At 53.1% G+C, this 13,267-nt stretch carries 10 protein-coding genes and 2 tRNA genes; 7 read left to right on the top strand and 5 right to left on the bottom strand.

Annotated elements, in window-relative coordinates; genetic code table 11:
- Window positions 1-12 precede the first annotated feature (12 nt).
- From VCU37_RS02815 to VCU37_RS02795, 5 genes are read right to left on the bottom strand one after another with little or no spacing between them, the layout of a single operon-like run.
- On the bottom strand, window positions 13-1,497 hold the full coding sequence (locus VCU37_RS02815) for a peptidoglycan D,D-transpeptidase FtsI family protein (RefSeq protein ID WP_336249114.1): 1,485 nt from the start codon (window positions 1,495-1,497) through the stop codon (window positions 13-15).
- Complete coding sequence (locus VCU37_RS02810; RefSeq protein ID WP_336249113.1) at window positions 1,497-2,864, bottom strand: FtsW/RodA/SpoVE family cell cycle protein; 1,368 nt, start codon at window positions 2,862-2,864, stop codon at window positions 1,497-1,499. Before VCU37_RS02810 ends, VCU37_RS02815 begins: the two co-directional genes overlap by 1 nt.
- Complete coding sequence (locus tag VCU37_RS02805) at window positions 2,861-4,213, bottom strand: Stp1/IreP family PP2C-type Ser/Thr phosphatase (protein ID WP_336249112.1); 1,353 nt, start codon at window positions 4,211-4,213, stop codon at window positions 2,861-2,863. The genes VCU37_RS02810 and VCU37_RS02805 overlap by 4 nt, the downstream gene beginning before the upstream one ends.
- The gene (locus tag VCU37_RS02800; RefSeq protein WP_336249111.1) at window positions 4,210-4,665 is read right to left on the bottom strand and encodes an FHA domain-containing protein; all 456 of its coding nucleotides are present in this window, start codon (window positions 4,663-4,665) and stop codon (window positions 4,210-4,212) included. Before VCU37_RS02800 ends, VCU37_RS02805 begins: the two co-directional genes overlap by 4 nt.
- Complete coding sequence (locus VCU37_RS02795) at window positions 4,666-5,385, bottom strand: DUF3662 and FHA domain-containing protein (protein ID WP_336249110.1); 720 nt, start codon at window positions 5,383-5,385, stop codon at window positions 4,666-4,668.
- A gap of 159 nt (window positions 5,386-5,544) precedes the next feature.
- On the opposite strand from VCU37_RS02795, the gene VCU37_RS02790 reads away from it, so the two are divergent.
- From VCU37_RS02790 to VCU37_RS02760, 7 genes are all read left to right on the top strand, one after another.
- A tRNA-Leu gene (locus VCU37_RS02790) sits at window positions 5,545-5,629 on the top strand.
- A gap of 35 nt (window positions 5,630-5,664) precedes the next feature.
- A tRNA-Leu gene (locus VCU37_RS02785) sits at window positions 5,665-5,746 on the top strand.
- A gap of 173 nt (window positions 5,747-5,919) precedes the next feature.
- The gene (locus VCU37_RS02780; RefSeq protein ID WP_336249109.1) at window positions 5,920-6,762 is read left to right on the top strand and encodes an alkaline phosphatase family protein; all 843 of its coding nucleotides are present in this window, start codon (window positions 5,920-5,922) and stop codon (window positions 6,760-6,762) included.
- Between the two features lie 128 nt (window positions 6,763-6,890).
- Window positions 6,891-7,196, top strand: coding sequence for a thiamine-binding protein (locus VCU37_RS02775; protein WP_336249108.1), 306 nt, complete (start codon window positions 6,891-6,893; stop codon window positions 7,194-7,196).
- Window positions 7,197-7,203: 7 nt separating this feature from the next.
- Complete coding sequence (locus VCU37_RS02770; protein WP_336249107.1) at window positions 7,204-9,618, top strand: putative bifunctional diguanylate cyclase/phosphodiesterase; 2,415 nt, start codon at window positions 7,204-7,206, stop codon at window positions 9,616-9,618.
- Window positions 9,619-9,660: 42 nt separating this feature from the next.
- Complete coding sequence (locus VCU37_RS02765; RefSeq protein WP_336249106.1) at window positions 9,661-10,890, top strand: metallophosphoesterase family protein; 1,230 nt, start codon at window positions 9,661-9,663, stop codon at window positions 10,888-10,890.
- Window positions 10,887-13,265, top strand: coding sequence for an SMC family ATPase (locus tag VCU37_RS02760; protein WP_336249105.1), 2,379 nt, complete (start codon window positions 10,887-10,889; stop codon window positions 13,263-13,265). Before VCU37_RS02765 ends, VCU37_RS02760 begins: the two co-directional genes overlap by 4 nt.
- Window positions 13,266-13,267: the final 2 nt, after the last annotated feature.

Below are 13,267 nucleotides of genomic sequence, written 5' to 3'. Positions count from 1 at the left end.
ATGTCCATACCGTCATTCCTCTAGTGCTGCTTCCATGACTTCTTTAACAATGGGGGCTGCAACGGAGCCACCCGTGGCTTCATCACCAGCATCACCACCACCTTCGACAATTGCAGCAACCGCAATCGTCGGATTCTCGGCAGGGGCAAAGCCAATAAACCATGCGTGTGGGGGTTGATTATCCCCGCGCTGGGCTGTTCCTGTTTTTCCAGCAACATCCACACCGCTCATACGTGCCCGCCTACCCGTACCTGACTCAACAACTGACACCATTGCCGATGTCACCGCATTCGCCGTCTCTGCACTCATCACACGACCACTTGGTGTTGATGCATCCGAGAGGGGCTGGCCTTCTTGAGGACCAACAATGACACGACCGGCCTGATCTGTAATTGATCGGACAAGCCGTGGGGTCATCATGACCCCATCATTGGCAATAGCACCTGCAATCATGGCCATATGCAGGGGGCTAGACCGAACCTCAAACTGCCCGATCGCGCTTTGGGCAGCTTGGGCTGGGTCTAAATTCTTTGGAATGGTGGGCATCGCAATCTGGGTATCAAACGGAATCTCTCGATTAAACCCAAACTTCTCTGCCTGCTCGGTCAAAGCCACCGGACCGTCATCAATCGCAATTTGTGCAAAGGTTGTATTGCACGACACGACTAACGCTTGGCGCAACGTAATCGATGAACCGCCTGCGCACGTACTTCGTCCAGAGTTACCAATCCGAGCGCTCGAACCGGGCAGTTGAACACTCGGTGGATCTCTGAACGAAGAATCCAGCGTCCCACCCTTTTCTAAAAACTCTGATGCTGTCACGACCTTGAATGTTGACCCTGGAGGATAAAGCTCACTGGTTGCACGGTTTAACCGCGGGTTCTGAGGGTCCTCATTCAACGCATTCCACGCCTCTTGAACCGCGTTACCATCACTGCCAACCAGCGTATTGGGATCCCACGTGGGGTTACTGACCATCGCAAGAATGTCACCATTACGTGGATCCAGGGCGACAACAGCACCCTTTTGATTGCCCAAGGCTTCAAAGGCGGTCTGTTGGAGCTGGGGTTCGATAGTCGTAATCACATTGTCACCACGACGGTCATTACCACCCAGCCAATCGTTCACATTACGCCAGAACGACCCGGGATCTGTACCCTGAAGGGTTGAATCGAAGCGGCGTTCGAGGCCAGAACTGCCCATGTTCGGGGACAGGTATCCCGTCACTGTGGCATATAACGGTCCATTGGGGTACTCACGGCGATATTTCAACCGGCCGTCATTGGGAACGCTGCGGGCTATTTCAATCTGGTCTGCCCCCGTTCCAGCCAAAATCGAACCACGCTTAATCGAATAGCGCTCTAAACGGCCGCGAGGGTTGAGTGGATTGTCAGCCAAATGATCAGGATCAACTGCCTGAATATACGTCAAATTACCAGCAAGGAGGGCAAACATAATGCCGACCGCAAGCGCAGAAACTCGGATTGCACGTTTCATCAGGGCACCTGCTTCCCTAATGCAAAGAATGTTCGGCTCTTGCCTTTAAACCCCTTGGACCGGGGAGGTCGTTCAGCCGACATGGCGACAAGGAGGCCCAACATCACATAGTTGGCCATCAGACTTGACCCGCCATAACTCACAAAGGGCAATGTAATCCCGGTAAGGGGAATGAGTTTCGTGACCCCCCCGACAATGACAAAGACCTGTAACCCGATCACAAAGGCAAGCCCAGCAGCCAATAACCGGCTGAAATCGTCACGGGCACGCAGGGCGGTGGCGAAGCCACGCATAACCAGTACGAGGTACAACAAGAGCATCGCTAAGGTGCCAACCAAGCCAGTTTCTTCACCAATCGCGCTGAAAATAATGTCGGTGGCAGCGTCACTAATCCATCCAGGGCTTCCATTACCCCACCCTGTGCCAACAAGCCCACCACTGGCGAGCGCAAAGAGGCTCTGCACCAACTGCCATCCACGACCATAGGGATCGGCAAAGGGATCCATCCAAATATCAACACGAACTTGTACGTGGCTAAATAACTTCCACGCCACATAGGCCCCACCGGTGAAGAGGACAATGCCCAACACAACCCAGTGTGGTTTACCAGTCGCTACGTAGAGCAAGGCCACAAATAACCCAAATAACAGCAAACTCAACCCAAGGTCTCGCTGGTAGACAAGCACCAATAGGCTCATCCCCCAGGCGGCTGCAATAGGCAGCAGTGCCCGAAGCGGCGGCACCCCAATGGGCCCTAAACGGGCAACCGGTGTGGCTAATAGCGCTCTCTTTTCGCTAAGGAAGGACGCAAAGAAAATAGCGAGACCAATCTTGGCAAACTCGCCAGGTTGCAAGGTCATGAATCCAAGCGAAATCCAAATACGAGACCCTCGACCCAAATCGGTACCAACCACAGGTGCCAGGGGAAGAATCAGCAAGATGATGGCACCAATACCAATTAAATACCGATATTTATCGAGTACGCGCACGTCATGGAGCAAGGCCACCACCACACTAAATGCTGCGAGCCCCACCAGGGTGTACATGATGTGCCGATCCCCCAGCACGGGACTATTACCTGCTGTTGCGAGGTCAAGACGGCGCACCATCACGAGGCCTAGCCCATTTAACATCACCCCAACCGGAAGTAATACCGGATCAGCCTGTGGGCAAAACCGTCGAATCACAACATGGCCAACTAATGCCATCACCGGTAACGTGACGAGCCATTTCACCTGTTCCCAAAGCTGAGGTGTTCCTACTTGTGCGAGCTCAGCATTTAGGACGACTTGAAGCCAGGCAACGCCAACCGTACCGATTGCTAGAACAATCAGTACAAGCTCAACTAGGCGGGGTCGTTGGATCATGAAGTAGAAGGATTAGGGTTTGGTGTTGCAACCGGGGGTTGGGCACTTGCCGGCGGTGCCAGTGGTGCAGCAGCCGATGGTTCGCTCGGTTGCATCGGACTCGCCTCGGGTGATGTCTGGTCGTTCTCCTCCCGATCCGAGCTTTCACGCAATGTCTCATTGATGTAGGCGCGCGCCGCGTCTTCGTCTGTTTGGCTAACACCTTCGGCCAAACGAATACGTAACGGTTCACTCAAACTTGAAGCTTTCAGCGTTTGGGTCTCGATGACGCTAAAGAGCGGTACACCAAACACATGCTGGTCTTTTAGCCCTCGGTAAATGGCTACATTGCCTTGGGGATCGATACTCACATATATCTGATTATTCAGTACGGTCACACTGGTCACCACGAGGGCTAAACACATCCCAAGACCCAAACCGACCCAGATCATCGGGTGAAAGGAGCGCTTTGGGGGATGTCGGCGTTCAAGTGGTTTTGCACTCGGGGGAACCAGTGGTGGGGCAGTATCGATTGGTTCGTGGCTTGCTTTTGGCACATGGGCCGCAATCGCTTGTGGGTCAGCGAGTTCGGCAGTGGCTTCATCATCAGTCAGATGCAAGGTAGGCTCGGGTGATTCACCATCGTTGAGCACATCAATGATGATGGTGGTGATGTTATCTGGGCCACCATTGGAGTTGGCCGCGTCAACAAGGCGTCGACACGCGCGTTCAGGAATACGTTCGTTGGCAAGAATGGCTGCAATCTGTTCATCTGACACAGGGCCACTCAACCCATCAGAGCAGAGCAAAAAACGATCACCTGGCACCATCGGTAATGGTGGCTCCAAGGTGTCTACATCCAGGTTGCTATCAACCCCGATGGCACGGGTAATGACACTGCGATGTGGGTGTACCTTCGCTTCTTCTTCACTCAGATGACCTTCTTGGACCAGACGATTCACCAGGGTGTGATCCGTGGTGAGCTGGGTTAAGGTGCCATCACGGAAAAGATAGGCGCGTGAATCACCCACATGAGCGAGGTGCAAGGCACCTTCACGCATCAGCACGGCCGTCAACGTGGTACCCATGCCTGATTGGTCAGGATTGTCAGTTGCGTGACTCAATACGAGTTCATTCGCCTCTAAAACAGCATTCACAAGGCCTTTGGTTGCGCTTTCGGCGTCTGGATACGGAACACCTTCGAGGGCGATAACTGGCTGTAGCGCCAGGTTGCTGGCCACTTCACCGGCCGCATGGCCGCCCATTCCATCAGCAACTGCGGCAACAAGGTCACCGGCATAATAGGAATCTTCGTTGTGGTCACGAACCCGACCTGTACTTGTCCGGGCATGAATAGAGATCACCGTCATCGACGCACCTCCACAGTGGCACTACCGATTCTGATCTGGTCACCGGCACGCAACGGCGTGGGCTGCGTAATACGTTGCCCGTTTAAAAAGGTGCCATTTGCTGCGCCTAAATCATAGAGCACCCAGTCACCCCCACTTTCTGCGACACGCGCGTGAGATGATGAGACATACGGGTCTTTAATCACAACATCAGCTTGACTGGCACGGCCAAATGTCAACTCCAAACCTCGTGAAAGTGCAAACTTCTCAGGCGCACCACTGGCGTAGTGCACCACTAATTCACGAGGTCGTTTTGCTCCGGCATGTCGGCTGGCATCCACGCCCGTGGATGCACCAGGCTGCTCACCAGCCCGACGTACATCTGTGGCTATCCAACGGACACACCACAGGATGAACCCATACAGGCCTAGAACAAATAAGACCCGTAGCCCGAGAAGGGCGACGGTAGACATTTACACTCCAGTCAATGTGAAGGTTACGCCCCCGACCTCAATGCGATCATGTTCTTTCAATGATGCACCCTGGGTGGCCGCGCCATTCACCTTGATTCCGTTTGTTGATCCAAGATCCTCAATACGCCATACCCCACCGGTTAAGACAAGGCGGGCGTGACGACGACTGACTGACGGGCCGGTAAGGACAACGTCGCACTCGGGGAGTCGGCCAATCAACCCCTCGCGTTCAACCGTCCAGGTCTTACCGGCATCAGCGCCTTCAACGGCATGCACAGTAATGCGGGTATTGTCACGGCGTTCGGGGGATGGCTCGGGGACGGGAGACGGCTTGGCGCTCTTCGCACGTGCGGTGCTCTCGGTTTTACCTCGCAGCTCGAAGGTGCCCGGTTTGATGTCGTCAGAGCGTTCAAACTCGATTCGGATTGGCCCCATTGTTCGCCATCCGCGCTCATCAGCGGTCGCGCGTGCTACGTCAGCTAATTCTCGCTGCAAGCTACGTGTGAAGCTTGAGAACCGATCCAAATCTTCGGGGCTTAATGTAAAGCGGAAGACGTTGGAAACGATTGCCCCATTAGGCCCAGCCTGCTGGTAGTTCGCTTGATAGCGCTGAATCGCTTTCGCTAACTCAATGGGCTGCAATCCGGATCGGAACATCCGGGCAAACAAGCCATCGATAGCCCCTTCTAAGTTGTTCTCAAATGTGCGCAATATGTTCATTAGTCACCTATGAAAGCGGAAGTTAACCCTGTAGTCTACGACGACCCACTAAAGACGGGTTAAAGGTGCCACCTTCTCTGCATGAAAAAATCCGGGTTCTGGGCCTAGAGGCGAGGTGGCGTGTCGTCTAAAGCACGGTACAATCTTGCGTCCACCCATGGGCGAGTGGCGGAATTGGTAGACGCGCACGGTTCAGGTCCGTGTCTTTTCGGAGGTGGGGGTTCAAGTCCCCCCTCGCCCACCATGCAGCTCACCCCAGTTGGAGATGCAGGTGGTTTTGGGCAAGTGGCGAAATTGGTAGACGCGCATGGTTTAGGTCCATGTTCCTTACGGAGTGGGGGTTCAAGTCCCTTCTTGCCCACAAAGAACAATCAGTATTGAGCAGTTCATAAGGGGTAGCACGGCCAATGCTTATTTGAGCATGGCGGTATAGTCACCTCAAATGCTGCTGGGCAGAGCTATCTAAAGTTTTCCTATACCCGTGCCTAGGGAGATAGGCATGCATGCTTGTATAAATCGTGTAGTCGTAGGGGTATGGAATCTGATCATTCATCTCAAACCTCCACACCGTCATCCCGATCCAATCTCGTACTCATCGGTATTGATGGATTGAATTGGGGTGCGGCAGATGACCAAACAGCACCCACGTTGCGCGCACTGGCTGAACAGGGCGCATTCGCTACGATGACGATGCCCGTACCTACCCTGAGTGGGCCGGGTTGGGCAACCCTGCTAACCGGTGCAAGTCCGGCACAACACGGTGTGGTGGATAACACGTTTCGTGGGAATAACCTCGCCCTCTGCCCAGACCTCTTGAGTCGTGCCTTTCACCAAGACCCAACGACTATTACGTTCGCCGGTGCATCATGGCCTCCACTTGTAGATCCCAATGGAGTTGGCCCGGTCATTCACCATCGCGCCGAACAATCGTCGTTTGGAACACACCGTGTGGTAAGCCGTGATGGTGAAATTCTGGGGTATCAACGATGCGACGCCGAGATTGCGACCTATGCTCGAGCAGCCTTGCGTTTGCCTATTTGTCCCAACGTTGGGTTTGTACATTTTTGTGATGCTGATGAGACCGCACATTTACATGGGTCAACTGGGCCCGAATACCGTGCGTCAATCGCGCAAATTGATACCTACGTCGCCGATATTGTGATCGGCGTGCAGGAGCGGGTCAGTCAGTTTAAGGAACGTTGGTTGGTGGCGGTTACTACTGATCACGGACACCGGCCTGAAGGTGGACACGGTGGCGGAACACCACAGGAAGTAGCGTCATTTGTGATTATTGCTGGATTTGGGACGGATACACCAGCAATGCCGCCTGTTTTAGAGCCGACAGCATTAATGCCCTTCCTATTAGCGGCTCGATAGGGCTTTTTGCTTGCCTATTTGGCCAACAGTGAACACAGGATTCATTGCTGAATTACTTTAATATCGCCTCTATTGGCCGTAATGTGACAATAAGTAAGACTATTTAACACAGAGAAATGAGGAGATTAATGCTGGTGGCATTCAGCATTGCCCCGATGACTACACAGGCAGATGGCAGTGTGACCGACACGGTGGCACGGATGGTCCAATACATCCGAGCATCAGGCCTGCCTAATGAAACCAATGCGATGTTCACCAATATTGAAGGTGAGTGGGATGAGGTTATGGCAGTTGTTAAGGGGTGCTGTGAAATTGCAGCCCAGTCGTCACCTCGACTTTCTCTCGTTCTCAAAGCTGATATTCGCCCTGGCCATACAAATATGATCACGGGCAAAGTACAGCGCGTTGAGGATGCTTTAAGAAACGAAATGTAATAATTTGATGGATTCTCGATATAAGAGGTTCGGCCTGGTTCACCAATGGGGCGGCCTCTATTCCTCAATTGACCCTGAGATAGCACATGGCCGACTGGCCTTGCTGCTTGCTGGGTCTGTTTTGCGCTTCCCGATTGCGGTAATCGGGATTATGTATCTCGACGGCGAACTCCTCTCACTGCCAGTTATTGGTATTGGAGTTGCCCTTGCCTATATTGCGCATAAATCTATAGCTCAATATCACCTCTCCAGCGCCGCGATCACGCTATCCATGGTCGTAGGCACGATCGGGACGTATATCTCGATGCCGGGGAATTACTTGGCTGACCTGATAGCAGTATTTACCTTTGCCTATCTCACCCTCGTCCGTTGGTGGCCAGCTCTGGTAGTACCGGCTTCGATTATCTCCTTGGGGTATGTCGTGGCACCCAGATACATGGGTGATCCAATCCTTGATGTGCCATTTCTTGACTATCCCTGGGGGTACACGCTCACCTATCTGGTTATGTCCTTAGCGGTTGTTATTGCGACATCAGTGTGCACATTTCCTGTGGAAGTATCACGTGAAGAACTGAAAGAACAGCGTGACCGTCTCCGAGAACTAGAGAGCCACGACACAGAACAAACCCGTTGGTTCAAGTCCATTTCTCGCGGAACAACCTTGGGGCTGGCTGCGATGCAGCCAGACCAAACATTAGTCTGGGCAAACGACCAGTTTTATAACTTGCTTGGTATCGAACTTGACGACAGAGGTAAGGACAAGATTTTTGCGTGGCTTGGTGCAGAGTCACGCCGTCGAGCTAACGATGCGCTCGCCGAAGTGGTGAGTAACCGACAACAGCGTGCCAATGCAGAAGTCCGGCCACGCATGTTGCCTGATAAATGGCTAGATCTCTCTATCACATCTGAACATGACGAAGATTCGTTGAGTACCGGACTTATCTTACAAATCACCGACATTACGGATCGACGTCAAGCTGAGCTAGAGCTGCAGTGGCAAGCAAGTCGAGATGCCCTGACTGGGTTACCAAACCGATCTCAACTTGATTTCTACGTTGAGGAAGCCCTCCTGGACGCGATTGGTACCAATACCGATTTAGCGTTGTTGTTCATCGACTTGGATAAATTCAAACAGATTAATGACACGTTGGGCCACGAATGGGGTGACGTATTGCTCAAAACGGTAGCTAACCGTATGAGCAATGTGATGCGTCACGGTGATGTTCTCCTACGCTTTGGTGGCGACGAATTTGTTGCGGTACTTCGGGGTATTCAAAGCCACGATGATTTGTACACCATTGCCGACCGCATCATTGATGAGCTGCGCAAACCCATCGGTCTTGACGGTCATGAACATGTCATTTCAGGCAGTCTTGGTGCCGCGGTGTATCAGACCGGGTGGGATACCCAAACCTTTTTACGTTGTGCTGACCAGGCCATGTACGTAGCGAAAGATAGCAAGACAGAACATTTTGTTATCTACGATGAATCCATCCACAGCCAAGAAATGTTGCCAACCAAAGACGCTATTCGTGCGGCAATTGAAAACCAAGAGTTTGTAGTGTTCTATCAACCAATTCTCGGGTTAACGAGCCGAAAAGTTGTTGGCTTTGAAGCCTTAGTCCGTTGGCGGCATAAAGAACAAGGGCTGCTTTTACCCGGCAAGTTTTGGAATATCGTTGAAGAGAGCGGCTATGCCCGCCGCCTCGGTGAAATCGTGATGCGTCAAGCCTGTAAAGACCTGATGAAGAATGATCCTGAGGGCGATACGACAGTCAGTGTCAATGTGGGTGTTTCCCAACTCGGTGAAGAACAGTTTGCAGAGGTCGTAAAAACGATTCTTGAGGACACCGGACTCGCCGCAAGTCGCCTGGTCCTCGATGTAACCGAACAAACCGTTATCTTCTCTGACCCTGTAGTACAAGCCAACTTGGATGGGTTATGCGCGATGGGTGTCAAGTTGGCTATGGACGACTTTGGGTCAACCTATTCAACCCTTGTTGCGCTTCGGCGGTACGCCTTCCACCAGGTAAAGGTTGACAATACCTATGTGGCTGGGCTGGGTACTAACCAAGTGGATGATATTGAAGTTGTCCGGTCTGTTGTTGGTATGGCCCACTCCATGGGGATGACGGTTGTAGGCGAAGGTGTTGAGGAACCCGATCAGGCGCAATGGCTCCAAAAGCTCGGTGCTGATCTCGGACAGGGGTTTGCCATCGGGCATCCCCAACAAGCCACAGAAATGAGCACCATAGATCGTTTTTGGGTTGAAAAGCATCTAGCTTCACCCGAGTCTGATCCTGATATGGAACTCTCCGGGCACACTGAATTGGCTGCCCTCTTTCAACACGATGAGACTGCACCTGTCCTCACTGAACCCAATCCACATATCAAAATCGAACATCCGTCCGATAAGCGTTAAGCTGCAAGATTACCGATCACATCCGATAGGCAAGGAGAAGGTGTGAAAATCTTGCATACTGCTGACTGGCACGTTGGCCGGACCGTTCGTGGTCGCAGTCGAGCTGACGAACATGAAGCGGTGCTTGATGAACTTGTCGCCCTGGCCGAGCAAGAAGCGGTTGATCTCATTTTGGTTGCCGGCGATCAATTCGATGTACAAACGCCATCTGCTGAGAGTGAGCAGATTGTCTGGCGTGCCTTTAGTCGTCTTGCTGCCATCGCGCCAGTTGTGACGATTGCAGGCAACCATGATAACCCACGACGCTTGGAGGCTCTTCGGGGGTTGTTGGCAACCAATGAGATTTACGCCCTTGGACAAGTACGTCCTGGCACGGAGGGCGGGGTAGTCACCATTGAAACCAGCGCTGGGGACATCGCGCATATTGCCTGTCTCCCGTTTTTACACCACCGCAACGCGGTTCGTCCTGATGCCATTATTGACGCGCAAAGCACCGACTTGAGTATGCACGAGGCGTATTCAACGCTGTATCACCAATATGCCCAGTTCCTGTTGAAGGAAATCTACGAGGTTGAACGGGTACAAGGGCGTCAAGGACACCGTATCTTGATGGGTCACGTATCAACCTTTGGCGCCACGGTTGGCGGTGGTGAACGCGACATTCATATCCTTGACCGGTATGCCGTTGACCCGAGCGCGTTTTCAATTGACTGGGATTGGATAGCCCTAGGGCATATTCACGCGGCACAGCAAGTAGCCAATGCTCCCATCACCTCCTACAGCGGTTCACCGTTATCGCTTGATTTTGGGGAACACCGCCATAAGCCTCAGGCGGCCGTCGTAACGCTATACACGGAGCAAGATCCACAGATTCGCACAGTCCCGCTTACCTCAGGCAAACAGATGCTGACCTTACGGGGACCGGCCTCCTCACTTTTTGAGACCAGTCCTCCTGGCCATGCCTGGCTTCGCGTCTATGTCACAGGTGAAACGTTGGCTGATACGGTGCCTCAGCTGCGTGAACACTTCGGAGAAGCCCTCGTCGATATTCGTGTTGAGCACCAGCACGATGAGATAGACGAACAAGGCACAGATGATCGACTACAACAATCAGCCGCTGAACTGTTTGCCCAATATTGTGCTGAAAAGGGTGAACACGACCCGCGTATCCAAAGCGCCTTTGAACTGCTCCTCGATACGGTTCATCAGCCAGAATCCGTGGTCCCTGACGCATCAGCAACGGTGTTGACGACCGGGCAGGAACTCCGATGAAACCCGAACAATTAACGATTCGAGGGTTGGCGACATTCACCGAAGAAACGGTTATATCCTTCAGTGATCTGGGGCTTTTTGCGGTTGTTGGGCCAACCGGATCAGGGAAAAGCTCAATTATTGATGCGATCTGTTTTGTGCTGTACGGGCGAGTTGCTCGTCTTGGGGGGAGAACGATAGAGCCATTGATCAGCGTGGGTGCAAAAGAGATGGCTGTGGCGTTAACGTTCTCTATTCGTGCAACAACCTACCGAGCGATTCGCCGTGTTAAGCGCACCAAACAAGGTGCATCGACTGATGAAGCCGCCTTAGAGCGCCTCTCGCCAAACCCACAGGTATTGGCTGCAACGGCAGACGAGCTAACCGAAGCGGTCACGGGATTATTGGGCCTCACATTTGACGAGTTCACCAAAGCGGTTGTGCTCCCCCAAGGGGCCTTCGCCTCCTTATTGACGGCCACACCTAAGGACCGACAAAACTTGTTGTCAAGTCTGCTGGGAACAGGGCTCTATGAACAGATTCGTCAACAGGCCAGTACAGAATCAAAAGTGGCTGAGGCGATGGCATCACAACTGCGAGTACAAGTACACCAGGTTGGGGATGTGCAGGAAGCAGACTTGGCTCAAGCGATGGGCCGAGTTGAGGATCTTCAACGTATCACCGATGCCGTTGACCAAGCCTTTGCACGTCTCGAAGCCGGCCGAGCTGCCTATGCGCAAGCCAATGAAGAAGTGAAGCGCCAAAAGGGGTTGCTTGACGCCCTGGACGCCATTGGCCCTGCACCAAAGGATCTGGTTGCCCATGGTGAGCGGGTGGCGACCTTGGCTACCCAGGTGCAGACGAGTGAATCTGCCTATCGCACCCTCCTTACGCAGCGAGATGCCCTGGGTGAGGCACCCGATACTGCCGCAGCGCACGCGGCGATACGCGCTCATGGACAAACCAAGGATTTGATTCAAGCCCATCTTCAAGCAACAAAGCAGGCCGAGGCATGGGCACCCATGATTACCGAAAAAGAACAGGAACTTGCCCCTGCTCAAGAAGCGTTACATCGTGCACGTATTCATCGTGATCAAATTGCCCGTGATAATGCAGCGGCCGAAGCAGCGAAAGATCTCCATGAAGGCGATACCTGCCCGGTCTGTGCAAACACTGTGACCGCACAAGCCCCCGCATTGGGGATGCAAGCTGACCAGGCCGCGATTTATCAAGCCCAGCAGCGTTATGACCATGCCATTCGAACGTTGGAAGGGGTGAAGGTTGCGATCAACAATGCCACAGCCCAGGCCAAACAGGACGAAGAACGTGCCAGATCCGCCAAAGCCGCGTTGGAAGCCCATGAGCGAGAGATCGCAGCATTGATGACCATGGCTCAAGCCCAGTCGATACTTGATCAAGAAACCACGTTTAAACAGCGGTGGCGTGAACTGAGTACGGCAGTTAGCCAAGCAGCAACAACACTGGAGCGTGACCAACGGACATTAGCGAGTGAACAACAAGCAAGTGAACACTTTATCCAAGTGCTCGACCAGTACCGACTGAATGTAGCGAGTTTGCAGCCACCGGCCATAGATACTGGCGATGTCGTGGGCAGCTGGGAACGATTGGTCACCTGGGCGCATCAGACACGACCCGGAGTGGCTGAGGCGTGGAACGAGGCTGAATCTGTTCGCAATCGGCGTGAACAAGAGGGCATGGCGCTTCGTAATGACGTTCAAATGCTCTGTCAACAAGCCGGGGTTGATATGCATGCGGGTGAACCGCCTATTGCCGTGGCACGTGCCTTGACCCAAGCCTCGGTACGTGTTGAACAACTCCAAACACAGCTTGCTCAGGTAGCTAGTTGGAAACAAGAGATTGATATCCAAGACGAACGAAGTGCAGTATATGCCGCAGTTGCCAAACACCTTGGCGCAAGAGCATTCCCTACCTGGCTGTTGCATGAAACAACGGTCATGCTTGTTGCAGGTGCGAGCAAACACATGCAAATGCTGAGCAATGGGCAGTACCAATTGGCGATGGATGGGAATGACATCGTGGTGATCGACCGCTCGAATGCCAATCTCACCCGGAGTGTGCGTACCCTCAGTGGGGGAGAAACCTTCTTGGCGAGTTTGGCGCTTGCCCTCGCACTTGCTGACTATATCCACCGCATTGCAGCCAGTCCGGTAGCCATCGACAGCTTATTTATTGATGAAGGATTTGGGAGTCTTGACAGTGATGCCTTAGACCAGGCTGCCCAAGCACTTGAACAACTTGGTGCAACAGACCGTATGGTTGGTGTGATTACACACGTGCCTGAACTGGCAGAACGGTTACCAAACCGTATTCGTGTTCTACGCCAAGCGGGGAGTAGCAAGATTGTGAGTGAATAGCG

The organism is Stomatohabitans albus, assembly GCF_036336025.1.
In the GTDB taxonomy this organism is placed as follows: domain Bacteria; phylum Actinomycetota; class Nitriliruptoria; order Euzebyales; family Euzebyaceae; genus Stomatohabitans; species Stomatohabitans albus.
Note: the sequence above shows the minus strand (reverse complement) of the source record. Positions and strands in the feature narration are given on the sequence as shown.

Excerpts from the sequence above, each read along its gene's own strand:
- VCU37_RS02815 (WP_336249114.1), bottom strand. The coding sequence starts at position 1,497 with ATGAAACGTGCAATCCGAGTTTCTGCGCTTGCGGTCGGCATTATGTTT.
- VCU37_RS02810 (WP_336249113.1), bottom strand. The coding sequence starts at position 2,864 with ATGATCCAACGACCCCGCCTAGTTGAGCTTGTACTGATTGTTCTAGCA.
- VCU37_RS02805 (WP_336249112.1), bottom strand. The coding sequence starts at position 4,213 with ATGACGGTGATCTCTATTCATGCCCGGACAAGTACAGGTCGGGTTCGT.
- VCU37_RS02800 (WP_336249111.1), bottom strand. The coding sequence starts at position 4,665 with ATGTCTACCGTCGCCCTTCTCGGGCTACGGGTCTTATTTGTTCTAGGC.
- VCU37_RS02795 (WP_336249110.1), bottom strand. The coding sequence starts at position 5,385 with ATGAACATATTGCGCACATTTGAGAACAACTTAGAAGGGGCTATCGAT.
- VCU37_RS02780 (WP_336249109.1), top strand. The coding sequence starts at position 5,920 with ATGGAATCTGATCATTCATCTCAAACCTCCACACCGTCATCCCGATCC.
- VCU37_RS02775 (WP_336249108.1), top strand. The coding sequence starts at position 6,891 with ATGCTGGTGGCATTCAGCATTGCCCCGATGACTACACAGGCAGATGGC.
- VCU37_RS02770 (WP_336249107.1), top strand. The coding sequence starts at position 7,204 with ATGGATTCTCGATATAAGAGGTTCGGCCTGGTTCACCAATGGGGCGGC.
- VCU37_RS02760 (WP_336249105.1), top strand. The coding sequence starts at position 10,887 with ATGAAACCCGAACAATTAACGATTCGAGGGTTGGCGACATTCACCGAA.